Genomic DNA, 21,469 nt, shown 5'->3' with positions numbered 1-21,469 from the left:
GGAGGTTTTTGCATGTTGCTCGCCATTACGGGTTTTGTGATGATCTTCCTGATCATCTATCTGCTCTTGCAGTCGAAGGCGCACCCGACGCCGATCTTCGTCATTGTTCCCATTCTCTGTGCCGCGGTCTGCGGCTTTGACTTCACACAGATCTCGGGGTTCGTGAAAGCGGGCGTGGCAACGACCATGCCGGTCGCCGTGCTCTTTATCTTCTCCATTGTCTATTTTTCGATCATGTCGGAGGTCGGGCTCTTTGATCCACTCGTCGACTTCCTCGTGCGTTGCGCCGGTTCGAACGTCATCCTTGTTACCGTGTCGACCGCCTGCATCGCAACGATCGCCCATCTCGACGGGGCGCTCGCCGCGACATTGCTCGTGACAATTCCTGCGATGCTGCCGATCTACAAAAAACTGCATATCCGCCCCGTCGTCCTCTGCGTGATCATAGGCGCGGCAATGAGTATCATGAACCTTCTGCCGTGGGGCGGCCCCGTCGCACGCGTCGGCGTAATCCTGAACGCGGATGTCAATGCGCTTTGGCATACCCTCATTCCGCTGCAGATTGTCGGCATCGTCATGGTACTTTTCTTTGCCGCATTCATGGGCGTGCTGGAAAAGCGGCGCGGAGCTGGAGTTCATCCGACGGGCAAGGCGGCGGAGATGGATGAGGATGCGTCTTCGGCGCATCAGATCTCCGATGAGGAAGCCGCTGCACTTAAGCGTCCGAAACTCTTTTGGTTCAACCTTCTCCTCACCGTTGGCGTGATCGCACTCCTCTGCTTCACGAAGATCCAGCTCTACGCTGCCTTTATGATCGGTCTTTCGCTCGCGCTCATCGTGAACTTCCCCGATCCGAAGATGCAGAGCAAGCGCATCAGGGCACATGCGGGCGAAGCGCTTGGCGTTCCGATGATCCTGCTCGCCTCCGGGGTATTCCTTGGCGTGCTGACTGGGACGAAGATGATGGATGCGATGGCAGAGACGCTTGTCATGCTCATCCCGTCTGTACTCGGTCCATACTTCCATATTATCATGGGCATCTTTGCCGTGCCGATCGGCATGATGCTCGGCACGAGCCCATACTTCTTCGGTCTCCTGCCGCTTGCGATCGGCGTTGGCGAACAGTACGGCATTAGCCCGGAGAACATGTCGAACGCGATGCTCGTCGGCAAGAACTTCGCTGTCCTCGTCACCCCGCACGCAGCGACGACATTCCTCTGTTGCGGGCTTGCGGGCGTCTCTATCAAGGAACTCCTGCGCTTCTGTGGACCGTGGCTTTGGGGGCTGTCGATCATTTCACTCTTCTTTGCCATCGTCCTTGGCATTGTGACCGTATAATCCATGGGATTCGAAAAAGGCAGACTGGCGTAATGCTGAAGCACGCCCAAAAGTTGGACCTGAAAGCGCAGGAAAGCGATTTCCTGCGCTTTTTCTATGCAGCGCAAGGGGTATAGCCGGTATTCTTTGGGCGGAGCAGGACGAGAGACATCTGCATTGACAGAGTTTTTCCTTTATAGTAGAATAGCGACAATATATTTGAGTCAGGGAAGTCGTGTCAAAGAAAGGGTGAGGCTACGTTGGCATTCTATTTTAAGGAACCATCGCATACGTTTGGAGAGTATCTTCTTGTCCCAAGTTATTCGTCCGACAAGTGCATTCCGAACAACGTATCGCTCCGAACGCCGCTCGTGAAGTTCAAAAAGGGAGAAGAGCCGAGGCTCTCGATGAATATCCCGATGACGTCTGCCATCATGCAGGCCGTTTCGAACGATACCATGGCGATTGCGCTCGCGAAGGAAGGCGGCATATCGTTCATCTACGGCTCACAGAACATCGAGGCGGAGGCTGCTATGGTCTCGCGCGTCAAGAATTATAAGTCCGGCTTTGTGAGCAGCGATTCGAACATCAAGCCGACGACGACGCTCGGTGAGATCCTTGAGCTCCTTGCAAAGACAGGGCATTCGACGATGGCGGTCACGGAGGACGGCACGCCGACGGGCAGGCTGCTCGGCATCGTCACGAGCCGGGACTACCGCACGTCACGCATGGGGCCCGACGTACAGGCAAAGACGTTCATGACGCCGTTCGAGAAGCTCGTCTACGCCGATGCCGACACGACGACGCTCCCGATGGCAAATGATCTCATCTGGGAAAACAAGCTGAATATGCTGCCGCTCATCGACAAGAACCAGCGCTTGCGCTACATGGTGTTCCGCAAGGACTACACGGATAACAAGGAGCATGCGCTCGAACTCATCGATGAGCGCAAACGCTACATCGTCGGTGCGGGCATCAATACGCGCGACTACGCGGAGCGCGTGCCGGCGCTTCTTGAGGCAGGTGCGGACGTGCTCTGCATCGATTCCTCGGAGGGGTTTTCGGAATGGCAGCGCATCACGCTTCAGTACATTCACGAGCACTTCGGAAAAGAGGTCAGGGTCGGCGCGGGCAATGTCGTCGACGGCGAGGGCTTCCGTTTTCTCGCGGACGCGGGCGCAGACTTCATCAAGGTCGGCATCGGCGGCGGATCGATCTGCATCACGCGTGAGACGAAGGGCATCGGCCGCGGGCAGGCGACAGCACTGATCGACGTTTGCGCGGAGCGTGATCGCTACTATGAGGAGACGGGCGTCTACATCCCGGTATGCTCCGATGGGGGCATCGTGCACGATTACCACATGACACTCGCACTCGCGATGGGCGCGGATTTCCTCATGCTCGGCCGTTACTTCTCGCGCTTTGACGAGAGCCCAACGGACAAGGTCAAGGTCAATGGCACGTACTTCAAGGAGTATTGGGGCGAAGGCTCGAATCGTGCGCGCAACTGGCAGCGCTATGATCTCGGCGGTGCGCGAAAGCTCTCCTTTGAGGAAGGCGTTGATTCCTACGTTCCGTACGCAGGCTCGCTCAAGGACAACGTCGGCATCTCACTCGCGAAAATTCGCTCGACGATGTGCAACTGCGGCGCGCTCACGCTTCCCGAGCTGCGCGAAAAGGCAAAGCTCACGCTTGTCTCGTCGACGAGCATCGTAGAAGGCGGCTCGCACGATGTTATCCTGAAGGATAAGTTTGGCCGTGCCTAAATCATTTAAGCAATGCCCCTGCAGGCAAAAGTTTGGTTTGCAGGGGCATTTTCGTCTGTGGCGTGCTATAATGGGGCAGAAGGAATAGTTTCTTTCTATATATGATTAGGAAAGGATTGTTTTTATGTTAGGAGGATGCTTGCGATGAAGGGTGTATTTTATGGGATCGGCGTCGGCCCTGGCGATCCGGAACTGCTGACGGTCAAGGCAATCCATGCCATTGAGGCGGCGGATGTGCTCATCGCGCCGAAAACGGAGAAGAAGGACGGAAGTGTTGCGCTCTCGATCGCGAAGCCGTACCTGAAGCCGGATGTGGAAATCGTCTATCAGGTATTCCCGATGGTCAAGGGCTTTGAGCATGACGATTCGGCATGGAAGGAGAACAAGGCGGAGATTCTCGGCCTGCTCAATCAAGGCAAGAATGTCGCGTTCCTGACGCTCGGCGATCCGATGTTTTTCAGTACCTATATTTACGTATTCCGCCTCTTGGAGCATGAGGACGTGAGGATCGAGACGATTCCGGGCATCCCCGCGTATGCTGCGATCAGCAGTCAGCTCGGTCGCCCGATCGTCGAGGGAAACGAGGTGCTCACGATCATTCCCGCGACGGCGAAGCGTGAGAAAATGAAGCGTGCAATGGAGGCGTCGGACAACGTTGTGCTCATGAAGGTCTACAGGAATTTCCCCGATGTCATCGAAATGCTCGAAGAGCATGGCATGGCGAAAAATGCCGTACTCGTGAGCCGTGCGGGACTCGATGGGGAACAGGTTTTCCACGATGTTGCAGCGCATCGCGCGGAAAGGCCCAACTATCTCTCGACTATTTTGACGCGTCGCGACGCGAAGTGAGGAGGACACAAGATGAAGCCATTCGTTCGCATGATGCTCCTCGTCGTAATGGCGGGGCTGCTCGTCGCCGCATTCGGCTGCGGTACGGCAGAGAAGAAAGCGCCGGCTGCCGGGGAGGCAGCATTTGCTCACTTTGAGGATGCCGCAGGACGCGATATTACGCTTGACAAGAAGCCGGAACGCATCGTCGTAACGTCTGCATCGTTCCTCGAACCGCTCCATGAGGTCGGCGGGGATGTCGTCGGGCGTCCTGATTCGAAGACGAAAATGCCGGACTGGGCAAAGGACAAAACGAGTGTCGGCAAGGTCTATCAGATTGATGCGGAGAAGGTACTTGCCTGTAATCCGGATCTTGTCATTCTCAACAAGGGAATGAACGAAAAGCTCGCCGCAACGCTCGAGGACAATGGTGTCAAGACGGTCGTGCTCGATATGAAGAGCTACGATGATGTCAAACAGGAAGTGAAGATACTCGCACAGATCACGGGGGAGAAGGAAAAAGGAGATGCGCTTCTCGCTTCCATGGAACATGCAATTGAAGCGGTGCGTCAGCGTGTGCCACAGGAAAAGAAGCGCATTGCGATCATCCATTCGACGAATCAAGGACTCACGATCCAACTCGACGGGAGCATCGCAGGTTGCACGGCCAAGCTTCTCGGCTGGGAAAACGTCGCTGCAGGGCTTGCGCCGCTCGAAAAAAATCCAGATTCTGCGCCGTACAGCCTTGAAACGCTAGTTGAGCAGAATCCCGATGTGTTATTCATCACGAGCATGGGGGATCTGAAAGAGATCAAGGCGGGAATGGATAAGATAATGGAAGAGAATCCTGCATGGCAGACGATCCATGCCGTAAAGAATGGTCACGTCTACTATCTGCCGCAGGATCTCTTCCTGCTGAGCCCCGGCATTCACTATCCAGATGCCGTTCGCACGATGGCATCCTGCATCTATCCTGAGGCAAAGGAGAAATGAACGGGCGTGTTCCAGGGCACGGACGGCAGGTGATGGTACTCTTCGCATTCCTTATCCTCGTGATTGCGGCAGGTGCGGCAAGCATCATGCTGGGTTCGGTTGCGATTCCGTTTGCGGAAATCGAATCCGCCTTGCAGGGGACCGGGGTGGGAACGCATGAGCAGATCCTCATGAACATCCGGCTGCCGCGCACGCTTGTCGCAGCACTCGTCGGCATCAACCTCGCACTGTCTGGCGCTATCTTGCAGGCGATCATGAAAAACCCGCTCGCAGATCCGCATATCATCGGCATCTCGTCGGGTGCAGGACTCATGGGGATTCTTGTCCTTTTGCTCATGCCGGAAGCGACCGTGCTCGTTACGCCTGCAGCATTTGTCGGCGCGATGGGGGCGGCGCTCCTCATCTACGTGCTCGCATGGAAGGATGGCATTCGTCCGATTCGCATCATTCTTGCGGGCGTAGCCGTTTCCGCTTTTCTTGGCGCAGGCATATCGGCACTCATGATTCTTTACAGCGATCGCGTCCACAGTGCGCTCATGTGGATGGTCGGCGGTCTTTCCGCGCGCAGTTGGCCACACGTTGCCATGCTCTATCCGTATACGATCTGTGCGAGCGTCCTCGCGCTGCTCTTTTCGCGCCATCTCAATATCCTGCAGCTTGGCGACGAGATGGCAAAGGGCGTCGGCCTTGCCGTCGAGCGCACGCGCTTTATACTGACGGCGATAGCAGCACTGCTCGCGTCGAGCGCCGTCTCCGTCGTGGGACTCTTGGGTTTCGTCGGGCTCATCGTCCCGCATGCGGCACGCCTGCTCATTGGCTCGGATCATCGCCTTCTGCTCCCGGCATCAGCGCTTTTAGGAGCCGCCGTCGTCATGGCGAGTGATACGTTTGCACGCATTGCGTTTGCGCCCGTCGAACTCCCCGTCGGCATCATCATGGCAGCGCTCGGCGCGCCGTTCTTCCTGTTTCTTTTGAGGAGGGAGCTATGATGGAGCTGATCGTAAAAGACCTCAGTGTGACGATTGCGGGGCATACGATACTCGATCATCTTTCGATTGCCTTCCCGCATGGAAAGCGGACGGCGATCATCGGGCCAAACGGAGCGGGCAAATCGACGCTATTGCGTGCAATCGCAGGCCTGTCGCGCGATTACGAGGGGGAAGTGACGCTCGGCGGAAAGGACATTCGCCATATCGGGCGAAGCGATCTCGCAAAGCGCCTCGCCATTCTGCCGCAGGGGGCGGAAACGCCGCCCGACACGACGGTCGCGCGCCTCGTCGACTATGGACGATTCCCCTACCGCGCATGGTTTCGCGCGAGCAATCCCAAGGAAGACCGCGAGGCGGTAGAGTGGGCGATGCGTGTCACGCACGTCGAAGCCTTCCGCGATCGCGAAGTGCGGACGCTCTCGGGCGGCGAGCGCCAGCGCGCCTTTCTCGCAATGGCGCTCGCGCAGAAGCCCGAGATCCTGCTGCTCGACGAGCCGACGACGTATCTCGACATCGCGCACCAGCTTGAAGTCATGCAGATCGTGACGGACATCAACCAGACGTATGGCATGACCGTCATCATGGTCTTGCACGACATCAACCACGCGCTTCAGTATGCCGACGAGATTGCCGTCTTAAAAGACCACGCCATTTACAGACAGGGCGCGCCGCAATCGGTGCTTTCCGTCGACCTGCTGGCGGACGTATTCGGCGTGCGCGCCGACATCTTCACGAATCGCAACGGCAAGACCGTCCTCTCGCCTGTCGCGTTGGTGCAGTGAAAATCATGAGGGGAATTTCATTAGATTCGTTCGGCTTCAACCTCACAGCTATCACGGAAGAACGGCTGGGCATCAAGCTCTTATGGGGCAAAGGACGTTTGCCCGCTTATTACACGCTCATCCATGCTTTGTTGGAAAAGAAGCCTGCGGCTAGTATGGCGGAATGAATTGGACAGCATCTATTTGCGCGATGCGGATGGGAATCTTGTTGAGATTTCCGTATATTGGCGGTGATAAAATGTTGACTGCTCAGCAGATTTACAACAGACTGCTTGATAGCTATGGACCTGTGCAGTGGTGGCCGGGAGACGAATATGCCATCATGATTACGGCAATCTTGGTGCAGAATACATCTTGGAACAATGTCGAAAAAACCGTGGCCGAGCTAGGAGAACGGCTGAGCCCAAAATTCATGGATAGCCTAAGCGAGGAGGACCTGCAACCACTGATTCGTTCCTGTGGCTTTTATAAGGCGAAGTCAAGGTATGTGAAGAAGCTGACAGCATGGTTCAAGGGATATGATTTCGAGGTGGTTGAGGTTTCACAGAAACCGATGCTGGAGGTGCGAGATGAATTGCTGGCCTTGCCTGGGATTGGTGCGGAAACAGCGGATGCAATCCTGACCTATGCGTTCCGTATGCCATCCTTTGTGCTGGATGCCTATACGCGGCGATTTATGGCACGGCTGGGGTACGATTTCAAGACGGACGAGGAGCGGCGGGCATTCCTGACGGATGGGATAGAGCGTAGTGCGAATATGTATGGCTGGTACCATTGGCTGATTCTCGACCATTGCAAGACGCGCTGCGGCAAGCGAATAAAATGCGAGGGCTGCGTGTTTGGCGATGTGTGCAGAAAAATTGATAGGTGAGAAGCGGAAAAATACAGGAGGGGATTTTCATCCCTTGCTATGATAAAGTATACAAAACGAATCGTAAACAACGCTAGGGAAGCGCTGATTAAGTGAAGTTGCCCAGATATGCGAAGATGGGCGGCTGAATGAATCAGCGCTTCCCTAGAATAGCGTATGGTGCACGGAAGGCATCCTGTACTCCGGTGCGGCTTTTCTGTTAGACTGAGTATATTCATTCTCGTTTTCTTGACGAATGGATTGAAATGGGTTATCATGCCCAATATATATAAAGTTTCATTATCGTTCCCATTAATAAGATCTTAGGAGGTAGCACAATTGACATTGAAGGATGGAAAGACGGGCATGACGCTGAAGATCGTGCAGATCGAAGAGTCGCCGCTGAAGCAGCGGCTCATGTCGATGGGGCTGATCCCCGGCACGAAGGTGACCGTTCTGCGTTCGGCTCCGCTCGGCGATCCGATTGCAATCGGCATTCGGTCGTATAATCTCGCCTTGCGTCGTGAGGACGCAGAGCGGATTACGGTTGAAACGGTAGGATAAGGGGGGCACGGAAATGGCAACACTCGCAGTCGCACTTACCGGCAATCCGAATACCGGAAAATCGACCATTTTCAATGAACTGACGGGAGCACGTCAGAAAATCGGCAACTGGCCGGGCGTCACGGTCGATAAAAAAGTTGGTTACACACGCTACATGGATCGCGCGATTTCGATCGTCGATCTTCCCGGCACGTACAGTGTCAACGCGCGGTCACCGGAAGAAAAAATCGTCATAGACTACTTGTTGAACACGAAGCTCGACCTCGTCGTGGATGTCGTGGACAGCTCAAACATCGAGCGCAATCTCTTCCTTACCGTACAGCTTCTCGAGCAGGACATACCGCTTCTCATCGATCTCAACATGCAGGACGATGCTGCGCGCCGCGGAGTCGAAATTGATACGGCAAAGCTCGAAGAGGCATTCGGCATGCCCGTCGTCGAGACGGTTGGCCGCAGCAGCAAGAGCACAAAGAAGCTGCTCGACGTTTTCACGAGTACGGTCATGGAAAATTATGAGCCGAGCCAGCTTGTAAAGGATCACATCGCAAAAGTGCATGCGATTCGGGCGAGTGAAAAAACGGATGCACAGAAAGATGAGGAAATCATCGAAGCGCGTTATGCACTCATTGACAAAGTGGTAGCAAAGGCGGTTACATTCCGAAATGTCGGCGCAACGCGCTCTGAGAAAATGGATCGGTTTCTCGCGAACGGCATTCTCGCACTGCCGATATTCCTCCTGATTCTCTACGCGGTATTCCAGATTACCTTTACTTGGATTGGCCAGCCTATCGCGGATGCGCTGGAGGATCTCATAAACGATGATTTCCTGAACCTCGCAAAGGATGGGCTTGAGGCGGCGGGCGTTGCAGACTGGATGGTGTCGCTTGTCACGGACGGCATCATTGCTGGCGTTGGCGCCGTGCTCACGTTCGTACCGCTCATTTTCGTCCTGTTCTTCTGCCTCTCGTTTTTGGATGGTACGGGCTACATGGCGCGTATCGCATTCATCATGGATCCGATCATGCGTCGCTGCGGCCTGACGGGCAAAGGCATCATGCCGCTCATGATGGGCTTCGGCTGCGGGGTTCCGTCTATTATGGGGGCGCGTGCGCTTGACTCGGAAAAGGACCGCATGATCTCGATCCTCGTTACGCCGTTCCTTACTTGCGGTGCAAAACTGCCGATCATGGCGCTTTTCGCGGCGATGTTTTTCCCCCATAATGCCGCCAATGTCGTATTCGCGATGTACATTATCGGCATGGCTATGGCGATCATCGTAGCCAAAGTACTCGGCTCGACGCTATTCAAGGCGAAGGGTTCTACATTCCTTTTAGAGCTGCCGCCGTATCGCATGCCGGATATGAAGTCGGTTCTTCTAGAGACTTGGGATAAGGGGAAAGGCTACCTGGTCAAAGCCGGTACGATCATCTTCGTGGCATCTGTCCTGCTTTGGGTCATGTCGAATTACAATTTCAGCGGACCGTGCGAGATCGAGGATAGCATTCTCGCATCGATCGGCAGTTGGATGTCAAAACTTTTCGTATTCCAAGGTTTTGCAACGTGGGAAGCAGGCGCGGCCGTCCTGTCGGGCATCATGGCAAAGGAAACGGTTGTTGCGACGATCGGTGTTCTCTACGGTGCGGGCGATGTTTCGACCGAGGCGGAGGATGCGGCGGATACGGCCTCTACGATGCTTCAGACGGGCATGGCATCCGCGTTCACGAGTCTTTCGGCATTTTCCTTCATGGTATTCTCGCAGCTTTATACGCCGTGCGTAACGGCGCTTGGCACGATCAAGAAGGAAGCGGGCGGCTGGAAATGGGTCGCCTTCTCTGCCGTCTACATGTTCGTGATCGCTTGGTTTGTTTCGCTGGTCGTCTACCAAGTCGGGCGTGCGCTTGGCTTCTGATAGCGGGAGCAGCCTCGTAGATGGAGGAGGGATTCTTATGGCGACCTTCGTCGTCGGCGTTGTTTTGGTCATTGCGCTTTTCTTTGCGCTTCGCCATATATACCGAAACTTTCGTGCGGGAAGGGAGGATTGCTGCGGCGGAAGCTGCCGTTCGTGCAGCGGGCATTGCAGTTCCTGCCGCTCCTTCACAGCACCGATCAAGAAATAGCACAAAAGGGGCATCTTCTGAAAAAGAGATGCCCTCTTTTGTATTTGGTCGTGTATACACGGAAAAGTGCTTTACAAGCTGCTGGTTCTATGCTATCATGAATGCCGTAAATCAATAGCATTTTGGCAATGGAGCCGCGCGGAGAGAATCCACCTGTTTTAGCGGGAAGGTCTTTTCCGCGCGTTTTTTATTGCCGCTGCGCGTTGTTTTGTTTGAAAGGGAGTATAAAATGAACGAGCTTCTATATGTAATTCCTGCCAATTCCAACAAAGAGGATATTTTGCAATCCCTGCAGGAGCATCCTGAGATTCAGTTTGTCTCCCTCGTCGGCATCGATATGGCGGGCAACGACACGGATGAAAAAATCCCTGTCCGCATCTTCTTGAAAGACATTGATGAATTCTACGCAGGCACGGCTGTTCAGACCGATGGTTCGTCTGTCGTTCTCACGGGCATTGCAACGCTCAACAATGCAAAGGTCGACATGCCGATCGATCCGTCCGTCAATTGGTTCGTCGATTACAACATGGAAAATTTCGATGAGACGATGGAAAAACCCGTTGGAACGCTTCGGATCCCTTCGTTCCTCATCCACGAGGGCAAGCGCGTTGACTCGCGTGCCGTACTCGCCGATACACTCGTATACGTCAGGAAAGAACTCCTCGCGCTTTTCAAGAAGCATCCGCAGGTTGCAGGCATTGGCAGCGTGAACGGCAACGACATCACGGACATCCAGTTCACTTCCGCGACGGAGCTGGAGTTTTGGGTCAAGACGCCGCTCGAGGAGGCGGCAATCGAAGAGATGTCCGCCTCCCAGGTGCTCTCCGAGCAGTACTGGGAGCGCACGCACGGCATTGTCCGCACGGCACTGGAGCAGTGCCTTACGGTACTCGATCGATATGGTTTCAAGGTCGAGATGGGACATAAGGAAGTCGGCGGGCTCAAGGCGCAGATCGACGAGAGCGGCCAGATGACGCACGTATGCGAGCAGCTTGAGATCGACTGGCGTTTTGCCGATGCGCTGCAGGCAGCAGACAATGAGCTTTTCGTCCGCACGATCGTCAAGGAAGTCTTCCGCACGATTGGATTGGAAGTCAACTTCAAGGCAAAGCCGATGATCGGGCTTGCAGGAAACGGCGAACATACGCATATCGGAATGGCGGCCGTCACGAAGGATGGCAAGCTGCACAATCTCTTCACGGCAGACGATCAGAAGAAGGATTTCATGAGTGCAGTCGGCTATGGCGCGCTCATGGGTCTTTTGAAGAATTACGAAGTCATCAATCCGTTTGTTTCCGCGACGAACGATTCGCTGAACCGCTTGAAGCCAGGCTTTGAGGCACCGGTCTGCGTCGTCACCTCGCTGGGGCATACGCCGGAGATTCCGTCGCGCAACCGCACGATTCTCGCCGGTCTCATCCGCGACCTCGGCAATCCGTATGCGACGCGTTTTGAGCTTCGGGCCTGCAACCCGTACACGAATACGTACCTCGTCCTGGCCGCGATCTACTCGGCATGTCTCGATGGCATCGAAGCGTGCGTGACACATACGACGGCGGAATGCCTCGCGGAGCTCTCGAAGGAAGCGGGCGAGACGGGGTTCTACCTTGAGAGGGATCGTGCGTACCGCAGTGAGGATGACGTATTCGAAGACTATACGGAAGAGGAGCGCAACCGTATCTTCAGCGCACCGCCTGCAACGGTTTGGGAGAACATGCAGAACTTCGAGAATCATCCCGACAAACTCGCGGTCCTCACGGCTGGTGGCGCACTGCGCGAGCAGATCATCGATGCATTCTGTTCGGGTGCGCTGCTTCGCTGGAAGACGGAGCTCATCGCCCGCATCATTCCGGAAATGCGCAATATCGTGCGCAATGCAAAAGAAATCAAATCGGACTACGTCACGGATCTCGACTCCTACAACTGGAACAAGATCAATAACCTTCGCAGCTATCTCGCAAAGGACAGCATTGATGAGAAGTCGCTGTTCACGCTGCTCATCCACGCCCTAAACGACGGGGATTACGCGACGGCATCCGGCCTGCAGGTCGAGATGAATGACAAGGTCGAGGAACTCAAAGCGCACTACGATTCGTACGTCAAGAACATGATTTGAGCCGTAGATCGGCTGACCAAGAGGCCACCATGCAAGGAAAGGATCCTCTTTGCTGGACAATCTGCTGGAATCTTTTGTCATGCGGTTCTGCGAGAGCTTTGGGCAATGCGATAGTCCACGTCTGAAAGAGTGGGGCTCTCTCGGATTTCCGTGCGCTTTTCCACGCCGAGATAGCCCAAATCACTATAGACAATAGGATCATCTTTGCGGATCCGTGCATGAGCCCTCGCAATGTCGTGCACGTTGGCAGCTGCTGCGGCAATCGTATGGACATAGCCGGTCCCGGCATCCGCGCCGGAATGGATCTTCATGCCGAAGAACCACGGATTTCCCTTCTTGGTGGAGTGCATCCCGGGATCGCGGGGCTCCGTCGCGTCCTTGGTTGAACTCGGTGCATGGATGATCGTTGCGTCAACAATCGTCCCGCCGTGCATGATGAGTCTTGGAGCATCCAGCCGCTGTTCACACCATCGAAAATCTTGCAGGCGATGTCGGGTGTCTGTTCTGTGGAACAGTCAATCTTCAGAAAGCGTTTCATGGCGTAGCTGTCGTAAATGGCCTCCTCGATGCCCTCGCCAAAAAGACCGAACCAGTTCTGCATGAGGTGCATCCGCAGCATGGTTTCCAGTGGAATCCCGTTCCCTGCCGTGCCCTTTCTGGACATAGAACGGCGCAATAAGTTTCATCCATTCGTTCCAAGGAACGATGGATTCCATAGTTTCCAAAAAGGAGCTTCCAGAAAGGCTTCCCGTCGTGTTGTTCTCTTGCGGTTTGCGTATTCCATGTCTGTAAAGGTTTGTTGCATCATTTTTTCTCTCCCTCATCGCGCTGCTTCTTCCCTTTATTGTAATCTTTCGGAGGCAAAAACACGCAACGAAAGAATTTATCAGCGTTTCCTTAGTTCAATGGGAAAACAATCTAATCTTATCATAAAAAAATTCATCCGTATAGACAATCTGACAAAAAAGATTAAAATTGAGCGAGAAAAATCCGCCATCAAAATAGAGATGGCGGATTCTGTGTATTATGCGGTTTCGATTTTGATAATACGGTATCCGCTTCCGGCGAGCGCCCTGCGGATCTCGCCGTCTTCGACGGTGCGCGTCATGGCGAGGTCGGCGGTATTGCGGTGCAGGTTGACCGTCGCTGCCGCACCATTGATCTCGTCCAGCGCTTGCTCGACGCGGATCTTGCAGTTGCCGCACGTCATACCCTCGATTGTGATGATCTTGTGGCCGAGGATGGGGGCGTCGAGTTTCTTTTTCGGCGGTGCGGCGATCCCGTCACCGCCGCAGCATGAACTTTCTCCGCGCCAATGCTTTAAGACGCCTTTCAGGGCGAAGAAGAGTGCGGCGAGCACGACAAGACCGACGATTATGGTAGCTATCATGGAAATCCCTCCAACGATTCATTTTGCGAGCAAGCCCGTCTCCTTAGTTATATACGATGGAGGGATATGTGTCAAGACAGATTCTCATTTGCTATCCAACGACCCAAGTGACGAAGTAGAGGACGAGCGGGATCGTGACGCAGGCGATGCCGAGCACGTCGATGATGACGCCCGTATGGATCATTTTCGTGATGGGAATGTAACCAGACGCGTAGACGATCGCGTTCGGCGGTGTCGAGACCGGGAGCATGAAGCCGAGCGATGCGGAAAGCGCAATACCGACTGCAACGGGGACGGGGCTCATGCCGGCAGAGACTGCCGCCGTGATGGCGAGAGGACCGATCATATTCGTCGCGGCTGTGTGGCTCGTGAGCTCGGAGAGCAGGAGTGCCATGACGGAGAAGATCGCGACCATGGCGACCATCGAGGGCTCGCCGCCCATCGTGCCGACGATTGCGTCGCCGACCCATTTTGAAAGACCCGTCTTGTACATCATGCCGCCCATCGCGAGACCGCCGCCGAAGAGGATGAGCGTGCCCCACTCAATGCCTGCCATGGCGTCCTTCCAAGCGAGCGTGAACTTACGCTCCTTGAAGTTGATCGGCAGGAGAAAGAGGATGAGCGCGCCGAGCATTGCGGCGACTGCCTCCGGGAAGAGGCGCGAGTACATCTTGAGCACCGGTGAAGTGCTGCCGAGTGCGATGGAGAGGAAGCCGGGCGTGATCCAAAGGACGACGGCGATGAGGAACGCGATCGTCGTGTTCTTCTGTGCGCGTGTCCATCCGCCGAGCTCATGGATCTTCGTGCGGATGAAGTCCTCTGCGCCGTCGATTCGTTCGACGTCTGCCGGGAACATGCGGTAGAGTGCGATGTAGGCGATGATGAAGTAGACGATCATCGCGATGACACCCCACGTCATCCACTCGAAGAACGAGATGTGAATATCGCACATCTGATCGAGGAAGCCGAGCATGATGAGGTTTGGTGGCGTGCCGATCGGTGTCAGGACGCCGCCGATCGAGCAGGCATACGCCGTCATGAGCATGAGACCCGTTGCGTACTTATACTCGTGCAGGTCGATTTCGCGACCGTTTGCTGCAAACATTTCTTTGATGGATGTCAAAAGGCCAAGGCAGATCGGGAACATCATCGCGGCTGTTGCCGTATTGCTGACCCAGCCGGAGCAGAGTGCTGCGGCGAGACCGACGGCGAGGAAGATGCGCTTTGGATTCGATCCAACCCATGAACGTGAGAGCAGCCAGTAAGCAAATCGTTTGTCGAGTCCGTGTGTCATCATGGCCTTTGCGAGGATGAAGCCGCCCATGAAGAGGAAAATCATCGGATTGGCAAATGCGGCGAATGCTGCATTTGCAGGTACGACACCCGTCACAACGGCGAGCGTTGGCCCGATCAGCGAAGTGACGGGGATGGGAACAGGCTCCGTGATCCACCAAATTGCGACGAGCACCATGATGGCGAGAAGCTTATGCGCCTCAAGTGTGAGTCCGTTGATCGATGTCAAAAAGACGAGGATCGCGAGAATTGGCCCGCCGAATAGACCAATGGTGCGCCGTTTGCGGTCAAATGCTTGTTCGGCTCTTTTGACCGCGAGTGCTTCCTTGCTCATTTTGTCCATAGCAATCGCCTCCTAAAAAGTAATGTTGACATAAATGAATGAAAAGAATAACGATATCCACGTACATAGAATAAAGAAGAATCAAAACTTTTGCAATAGGCAAACCGCATAAAAACGATTCTATTTAGCTATCGCTTGCATGGAAAAGGCTCGTTTTGACGGACGGGGTTCATCCTTCGTTTTCGTAGCGTCTTGCGAGCAGGCCGTTGATCATCTGCTGCTTATTGCGTTCGATGTAGCGATGGATGAAGATGTTCGGGATGGCGACGCCGACCGCAATCGCGATGATGATGGTGATCGCCTCGACGCCGCTCCGAAGGCCGGCGAGCAGCGCCGCGCTGTCAATCGTGCGGATGTTCATGAGCGCGAAGAGCAGGCGGAAGAGCAGGACGCCTGGGATCATCGGGATCGCGGAGGGAATCGTCAGCACGATGTTCGGCGTATGAAAAATGTGGATGGCGCGAAGCGCCAAAAGCCCTACGACGGCCGCGCCGAGAAATGAGCCGGCGGCCTGCGGCATGCCGAACTGCAGCACGGCGACATTGCGGATGAGCACCGTGATGATGCCGCCGGCGGCAATGACGGGGAGCAGGCGTTTTGGCACGTTGAAGATGAGCGAGAAGCCGACGGAGGCAATCGCTGCCGCGATGGCCTGGGAAAAGTAGATATTGTCGGGCTGCAGGCTGACCGTTGTAAAGTCCTCAACGTTTCCTAGCCAGACGGCGATGACGATGCCGAACGTCATGCTGCCTGTGACGAGCAGCGTGTGCAGGGCGCGTGTCATGCCGGAGACAATGAAATTGTTTAGGAAATCATCTACGGCATTGATGATCGGCACGCCGGGCACGAGAAAGAGCGTGCACGAAATCATCGGGTACCAGTTCATCGTGCCCGTAACGAAGTGCGTGCAGTAGGCGAGCCACGTTGCGGCAAACGATGTGATGGCAATGACGGCATAGGGATTGAAGCCGTAGTTCGTGCAGGCGCGGCGCACGTAGAAGCCGAATATCGCGCAGACGGCAGTCAGGAAGAAGTCGAGCCAGCTTCCCCCAAAGAGCTTGCAGAAGCCGCCGCATGCCGCACCTGCGCCAAGCGCCATGATCGGGAAGGAATAGGCGCGCGCGCATACGGCGATTCCTTCGAGTGCCTGCGCAAACGAGTCAAGGGTATAGTTCTCGCGCAGCGCGCGCCAGGAGAGCTTGCTGACGGCGGAGAGCGTCGTCATGTTGACGACATGGCGCGTGCACTTGCGGAATTCCGTATAGCTGTGCGTCTCATCGTTGATGTTGAGCATGAGCGTCGTATACATGACGTGCAGGTGGATTTCGTCCTTTGGGATCCCCATGTAGGCAGCCGTGCGCATCATGTCGCGGCTGGTGCGGTCGGTATCTGCGCCGTTTTCCATGAGGAGCTGGCCCGTGAGGAGCAGCAGGCGAAGCTTTGCCTGGATCTGCGCAAATGGCTTAATGAGCGCAGATCCGTCGTTTTGGTCGTTTGGGTCGTTTGGATGGTGTGATGCGGTGATTTCGGTGGATTCTCGTTTCTCCATGAGGCTGTTTTCTCCTATTGGTGGTATTTTTGTACGGTTCGGTATAATATTATATATTATACAACAAAGAATCCATTTAGAGGAATCCGATATGAACCAAAAAAACTGGAAGGCGGCAGTGCTCGCTGCGCTGTTCTGTGCGGGCAGCGTTTTTTTCCCTGCTGCGCGCGCGGAAGCCGTCGATGTGTGGACGATTGCGGCGCAGTCGCTCGGCGTGCTTGCCGCCTACCGATCGACGCTCGCGAGCATCCTTTCGATGGGAGCAGATCCTGCCGCACAGATTGCGAGCATGGCGCAGGATGTGGAAAAGAACGGGCTCGATCCCAATGAAAACGATGTCCGCATTGTCAACGCGGTCATGCAAGGTCTCACGGAGCACGGCGGTTACGTGCTTAAGACGAACTCGCTTCCGTTCATCTGGCATGTCACGGACAATGCGGACTTCAATGCCTGCTGCTATCCGACGGACTACATCAGCATCAACCGCGGGCTCGTGCGCGGGCTTCATGCCGACGAGGACGAGCTCGCCGCCGTCCTCGCGCATGAGATGACGCACGGCATCGAGCAGCACAGCGCGAAAAATTACGCAAAGGCCGTCGCGCAGTATTTCGGCATGAGCTTCCTCAATATCGATGCGGGGCTTACGGATTGGAACACGCTCAATGCACTCGCAAATTACTCCATCGCGAAAAATGTGACTCTGCCGACGGAGTATGCGGCTGACGAAGGCGGCTTCTACATCATGGCACGCGCGGGATTCAATCCCGGAGGCGGAGCGGCGGCCATGGCGCGTATGGCGTATTACCTCACGTATGAGACGCAGAATGTCCTCGAGTACCAAGATCCCGATGAGAAGGGCAAGGACGATTTTTCCGACCACCCCGAGACGGAGCTGCGCGAAAAGAGGCTCGCCGGTCTCATGACAGACTGGAGCGCCGGCCACGTGACCGTCAAGGACCGAAAGCATGTCTGCATCGACGGCAAGGAATTGCTCACCGTCACGTGGACGCGCGACGATTACGACAATACAGTTGAAAACGCGTACTACGTTGCCGGCGCGCTCGCGAAGGCATTCCACGAAAAGGATGACCTTGCGGCATGGGGCTTTGCGGAACGCTCGGATGGCGGCTGCGATTTTCTCGATGCGAGCCGCGTCAACCGCGCCTTGCACGAGTTTGCCGACGATGCGAAGACAAGCGCAAGGCTTTATGCGCTCGTCGCAGATGCCTATGCGGCAGAGGAGGCGAGCGGTGCGCGTACGAAGATGAAGGAAGCGGAAGCATTGCGGCAAGAGGCGATGGCGGCGGCAAGGCAGACGGCGCTTGAGGCGAATGCGAAGGTCATCAAGAAGATGCGCGATGCGGCGGATACCTACAGCGACTACGGCATGGGAGACAAGGCGCTCATTCAGATGGAGCGCGTCTTTGCCGCGAAACACATGGGGGACGAAGCGGAGAGCTACGCGATACGCGGCCGCGCCAAGGCCGTCGCGGGTGACTACGACGGGGCGCTTATAGATGCGGACAAGGCATGTGCCATGGATGCGAAAAACGCCGATAACTTTCTGAACCGCGCCGACGTCCGCCACATGCGCGGCGAGCTGACGGAGGCGCTCGCCGACTGCGCGGCAGCCAAGGCGATCGATGCAAAAAATCCATACGCGCCGCTCATGAGCGCACAGATCTACGATGAAATGGGGAACAAGGACGCGGCGCTTGCCGCCTACAGGGATTTTTACGCACTCCGCCGCGACGGCGTGCGCCGGATTCCGGAAGAATACTTGAAAACCATTTCGCCGAAAGACTGCCGTGAAATTTACGAGAAGCCTCGGGAAGAGAAGGAGAGGAAGCGGCAGGAAGAGTATAAAAAGACAAACAAAACGAGTGAGAAGACAATTTAATGTGCGTGTAAACAGGAAAATTGCTGTAAATATGGAATGCATTAATATGATATGGTTATTGAACAGAAGGAGGCATCATTATGGTATCACTGATCGGATCGGGTTTTTTTCTCGTCCTCATCATCGCGGCGGTGTTTTTATTTTTGAATTTTGTGCCGATCGGACTTTGGGTCTCGGCGCTCGCGGCGAATGTCCATGTGGGCATCGTGACGCTCGTCGGGATGCGGATGCGGCGCGTCGTGCCGAGCCGCATCATCCTGCCGCTCATCAAGGCGAACAAGGCGGGGCTTGACGTCAGCGTCAACCAGCTCGAGGCGCATTACCTCGCAGGCGGCAACGTGGACAAGGTCGTCGATGCGCTTATCGCCGCGCACCGCGCGCAGATTCCCTTGCCGTTCGAGCGTTCGGCGGCAATCGACCTTGCGGGGCGCGATGTCCTGGAGGCCGTGCAGATGAGCGTCAATCCGAAGGTCATCGAGACGCCGATCGTCTCCGCTGTCGCGAAGAACGGCATCGAGCTCAAAATCAAGGCGCGCGTGACGGTTCGTGCGAACATCGACCGCCTCGTCGGCGGCGCAGGAGAGCCGACGATCATCGCGCGTGTCGGCGAGGGCATTGTCACGACGGTCGGCTCGTCGGAGAGCCACAATGATGTGCTCGCGAACCCGGACGATATCTCCAAGACGGTCCTCGGCAAGGGGCTGGACGCGGGGACGGCGTTTGAGATTCTCTCGATTGATATTGCAGACGTCGATGTCGGGCGCAACATCGGCGCGGAGCTGCAGACAGACCAGGCGGAAGCGGACAAGCGCATCGCGCAGGCAAAGGCGGAGGAGCGCCGCGCGATGGCCGTCGCAAAGGAGCAGGAGATGAAGGCCTACACGCAGGAGATGGAGGCGAAGGTCGTCGAGGCGCAGGCGGAGGTCCCGCACGCGATGGCGGCGGCGCTCCGCGAGGGCAAGCTCGGCGTCATGGACTACTACAACCTCAACAACGTGCAGGCGGACACCGACATGCGAAACGCGATCAGCACGTCGGGCGGCAATAATTTGCAGCCTACGAAACCCGTGAAGTGAGGAGGGATCGTCATGAGCTTTGTATGGCTGATCCTGATCTTCGTCATCATTGCCATCGTATCGGACAAGTTCGGTGGCAGGAAGAGACCGCGTGGCAGCGTGCGAAAGCGCTTGCCGCAGATGAGGCTTCCGCCCTCTGTGCCGAAGCCATGGCAGCAGGATGGGCGCGGAGCCGGTTCATCGCCTATCGCGTTTGAAATACCGGAGCTAAGGGGCGCGCCCCCTGTGCGGGAGAAGGGCGGCAACGTTTGCCGTGAGGCGGACGCATCGATTGCAGCAGGATCCGGAGCGTATCAAAGCGAGCAGCGCGATGCACTGCGCCGCAGGCCGCGCGAAGTGATTCGCCGCAGGCAGCGAGAAGCGTCTCGGAGACGGGAAGCGACGTGCCTTATGGAGGAACGCGCCGCCGTGAGTCCTGCTGTGCGAGAAGCAGAGGTGCGGACGCAGTCGCTAATACCGACGCTTACGCCGGCAAGCATGCAGCAGGCCGTCGTGCTCGCGGAGATACTCGGAAACCCGAAAGCGCTGCGGAGAAGGTAAGAGAAAGCCTCGCCACGTTTGTTGGGGAGGCTTTTGTCAATCGGCGAGGAGGTGCGTATCATGCAGAAGAAGATGGTGGCCGTCCTTGTATTGCTTGCCTTTCTGGCGGGCGGTATATTCTACTGGCGAGCCAATGCCGCGCGGGAGGCGGCTGCCGCACAGGAGCTGACGCTCATGGGCAATGTGGACGTGCGCGAGGTATCGCTGGCCTTTCGCCAAAGCGACCGCATCAAAGAGATCCTTGTCGAGGCGGGCGATACGGTCGAGGCGGGGCAGGTACTCGCGCGGCTCGATTCGCGGGAACTTTCGCTCACCATGCAGAAGACGCGTTCGGAGATTCGCGCCCGTGAAAGCGCGCTCGCGAAACTACAAAACGGCACGCGTGTCGAGGAGGTGCGGCAGGCCGAGGCAAACGTGCGCGCGGCGCGGGCGGCGGCAGCGAATGCGGCAGGCGTCTATGCGCGCAAGCAGGCGATTTATGACAGCGTCGAGGGCATCAGCGAGCAGGATCTTGCGGGCGCACGCCATGAGGCGGAGGCACGAGATGCGGAGGCGAGCGCGGCGGAGGAGCGGCTTTCTGAGGCCGTGAGCGGCGCGCGCCAGGAGGACATTGCGGCGAGCGAGGCGGATCTGCAGGCGCTCCAAGACGAGCTTGCGCGCGAAGCGTACCTGCTCACGGAGTACGAGCTGAAGGCACCACAGGCGGGTGTCATCCGCTCGCGCCTGCTGGAGGCGGGCGATATGGCGGGCCCTGCCGCTCCCGTATTCAAGCTGTCGCTTTTGGATAAGAAATGGGTGCGCGTCTACGTCCGCGAGTCCGATCTCGGACGCATCCATGAGGGACAGGCGGCGCGCGTTTACATCGACAGCCGCCCGGACGCGCCGCTTGAGGGACAGGTCGGCTACATCGCGGAGACGGCGGAGTTCACGCCGAAGACGGTGCAGACGGAGGAGCTTCGCACGGCACTTGTCTACGAGGTGCGCGTCTATGTGTCCGATGCGGACAATATCCTGCGCCTCGGGATGCCTGCAACGGTTCGAATTTGACTGAGGTGT

The 21,469-nt window shown here is 56.3% G+C and carries 20 protein-coding genes and 1 pseudogene; 16 read left to right on the top strand and 5 right to left on the bottom strand.

The genetic code is table 11. The features are described 5' to 3' along the window. Positions 1 to 12: 12 nt before the first annotated feature. From HMPREF1985_RS08075 to HMPREF1985_RS08030, 12 genes are all read left to right on the top strand, one after another. Positions 13 to 1,338: a CitMHS family transporter gene (locus tag HMPREF1985_RS08075; protein ID WP_021772096.1), complete on the top strand. Its 1,326-nt coding sequence runs from the start codon at positions 13 to 15 to the stop codon at positions 1,336 to 1,338. Positions 1,339 to 1,577: 239 nt separating this feature from the next. After that, complete coding sequence (locus tag HMPREF1985_RS08070) at positions 1,578 to 3,083, top strand: IMP dehydrogenase (RefSeq protein ID WP_040637485.1); 1,506 nt, start codon at positions 1,578 to 1,580, stop codon at positions 3,081 to 3,083. 144 nt (positions 3,084 to 3,227) lie between these two features. Continuing rightward, on the top strand, positions 3,228 to 3,932 hold the full coding sequence (gene cobI, locus HMPREF1985_RS08065; protein ID WP_040637484.1) for a precorrin-2 C(20)-methyltransferase: 705 nt from the start codon (positions 3,228 to 3,230) through the stop codon (positions 3,930 to 3,932). Positions 3,933 to 3,944: 12 nt separating this feature from the next. Beyond that, complete coding sequence (locus HMPREF1985_RS08060) at positions 3,945 to 4,904, top strand: ABC transporter substrate-binding protein (RefSeq protein ID WP_021772093.1); 960 nt, start codon at positions 3,945 to 3,947, stop codon at positions 4,902 to 4,904. A gap of 32 nt (positions 4,905 to 4,936) precedes the next feature. Then, entirely contained in the window at positions 4,937 to 5,893 is a 957-nt protein-coding gene (locus HMPREF1985_RS08055) for a FecCD family ABC transporter permease (protein WP_051349095.1), read from the top strand. After that, entirely contained in the window at positions 5,893 to 6,675 is a 783-nt protein-coding gene (locus tag HMPREF1985_RS08050; protein WP_040637483.1) for an ABC transporter ATP-binding protein, read from the top strand. Before HMPREF1985_RS08055 ends, HMPREF1985_RS08050 begins: the two co-directional genes overlap by 1 nt. Before the next feature lie 5 nt (positions 6,676 to 6,680). Then, entirely contained in the window at positions 6,681 to 6,842 is a 162-nt protein-coding gene (locus HMPREF1985_RS11345) for a hypothetical protein (protein WP_155943541.1), read from the top strand. A 38-nt stretch (positions 6,843 to 6,880) separates the two neighbouring features. Continuing rightward, positions 6,881 to 7,546, top strand: a complete 666-nt coding sequence (locus tag HMPREF1985_RS08045; RefSeq protein WP_196805381.1) for an endonuclease III domain-containing protein — start codon at positions 6,881 to 6,883, stop codon at positions 7,544 to 7,546. 318 nt (positions 7,547 to 7,864) lie between these two features. Beyond that, positions 7,865 to 8,089 carry a FeoA family protein gene (locus tag HMPREF1985_RS08040; protein WP_040637482.1) on the top strand — a complete coding sequence of 75 codons (225 nt, stop codon included), beginning with the start codon at positions 7,865 to 7,867 and terminating at the stop codon, positions 8,087 to 8,089. Between the two features lie 13 nt (positions 8,090 to 8,102). Next, the gene (feoB, locus tag HMPREF1985_RS08035) at positions 8,103 to 9,998 is read left to right on the top strand and encodes a ferrous iron transport protein B (protein WP_021772087.1); all 1,896 of its coding nucleotides are present in this window, start codon (positions 8,103 to 8,105) and stop codon (positions 9,996 to 9,998) included. Positions 9,999 to 10,035: 37 nt separating this feature from the next. Next, the gene (locus HMPREF1985_RS11050; RefSeq protein WP_021772086.1) at positions 10,036 to 10,206 is read left to right on the top strand and encodes a FeoB-associated Cys-rich membrane protein; all 171 of its coding nucleotides are present in this window, start codon (positions 10,036 to 10,038) and stop codon (positions 10,204 to 10,206) included. 229 nt (positions 10,207 to 10,435) lie between these two features. After that, the gene (locus HMPREF1985_RS08030) at positions 10,436 to 12,322 is read left to right on the top strand and encodes a glutamate--ammonia ligase catalytic domain protein (protein WP_021772085.1); all 1,887 of its coding nucleotides are present in this window, start codon (positions 10,436 to 10,438) and stop codon (positions 12,320 to 12,322) included. Positions 12,323 to 12,399: 77 nt separating this feature from the next. Here the strand turns inward: HMPREF1985_RS08030 and HMPREF1985_RS11625 are convergent, their stop codons facing one another. From HMPREF1985_RS11625 to HMPREF1985_RS08010, 5 genes and pseudogenes are all read right to left on the bottom strand, one after another. Then, positions 12,400 to 12,756: a transposase gene (locus HMPREF1985_RS11625; protein ID WP_021772084.1), complete on the bottom strand. Its 357-nt coding sequence runs from the start codon at positions 12,754 to 12,756 to the stop codon at positions 12,400 to 12,402. 116 nt (positions 12,757 to 12,872) lie between these two features. Then, positions 12,873 to 12,923: pseudogene (locus HMPREF1985_RS11620) on the bottom strand (hypothetical protein); the annotation flags it as partial. Between the two features lie 423 nt (positions 12,924 to 13,346). Continuing rightward, positions 13,347 to 13,712: a heavy-metal-associated domain-containing protein gene (locus tag HMPREF1985_RS08020; RefSeq protein WP_021772082.1), complete on the bottom strand. Its 366-nt coding sequence runs from the start codon at positions 13,710 to 13,712 to the stop codon at positions 13,347 to 13,349. A gap of 91 nt (positions 13,713 to 13,803) precedes the next feature. Then, positions 13,804 to 15,348: an SLC13 family permease gene (locus HMPREF1985_RS08015; RefSeq protein WP_021772081.1), complete on the bottom strand. Its 1,545-nt coding sequence runs from the start codon at positions 15,346 to 15,348 to the stop codon at positions 13,804 to 13,806. Between the two features lie 169 nt (positions 15,349 to 15,517). Beyond that, the gene (locus HMPREF1985_RS08010; RefSeq protein WP_021772080.1) at positions 15,518 to 16,897 is read right to left on the bottom strand and encodes a threonine/serine exporter family protein; all 1,380 of its coding nucleotides are present in this window, start codon (positions 16,895 to 16,897) and stop codon (positions 15,518 to 15,520) included. A 91-nt stretch (positions 16,898 to 16,988) separates the two neighbouring features. On the opposite strand from HMPREF1985_RS08010, the gene HMPREF1985_RS08005 reads away from it, so the two are divergent. The 4 genes from HMPREF1985_RS08005 (at position 16,989) to HMPREF1985_RS07990 (ending at position 21,460) form a co-directional block, all read left to right on the top strand. Then, positions 16,989 to 18,797 carry a M48 family metalloprotease gene (locus HMPREF1985_RS08005; protein ID WP_040637481.1) on the top strand — a complete coding sequence of 603 codons (1,809 nt, stop codon included), beginning with the start codon at positions 16,989 to 16,991 and terminating at the stop codon, positions 18,795 to 18,797. Positions 18,798 to 18,877: 80 nt separating this feature from the next. Continuing rightward, positions 18,878 to 19,873 carry a flotillin-like protein FloA gene (gene floA / locus HMPREF1985_RS08000; RefSeq protein ID WP_021772078.1) on the top strand — a complete coding sequence of 332 codons (996 nt, stop codon included), beginning with the start codon at positions 18,878 to 18,880 and terminating at the stop codon, positions 19,871 to 19,873. A 12-nt stretch (positions 19,874 to 19,885) separates the two neighbouring features. Continuing rightward, the gene (locus HMPREF1985_RS10850; RefSeq protein WP_021772077.1) at positions 19,886 to 20,413 is read left to right on the top strand and encodes a hypothetical protein; all 528 of its coding nucleotides are present in this window, start codon (positions 19,886 to 19,888) and stop codon (positions 20,411 to 20,413) included. A gap of 60 nt (positions 20,414 to 20,473) precedes the next feature. Beyond that, a complete protein-coding gene (locus tag HMPREF1985_RS07990; RefSeq protein ID WP_231385185.1) occupies positions 20,474 to 21,460 on the top strand; it encodes an efflux RND transporter periplasmic adaptor subunit in 987 nt (328 codons plus the stop codon). The last annotated feature ends 9 nt before the right edge of the window (positions 21,461 to 21,469 follow it).

This window comes from Mitsuokella sp. oral taxon 131 str. W9106, from assembly GCF_000469545.1.
GTDB lineage: Bacteria > Bacillota > Negativicutes > Selenomonadales > Selenomonadaceae > AWVT01.
The sequence above is the reverse complement of the archived record's forward strand: the minus strand, read 5'-3'. Positions and strand labels throughout refer to the sequence as shown.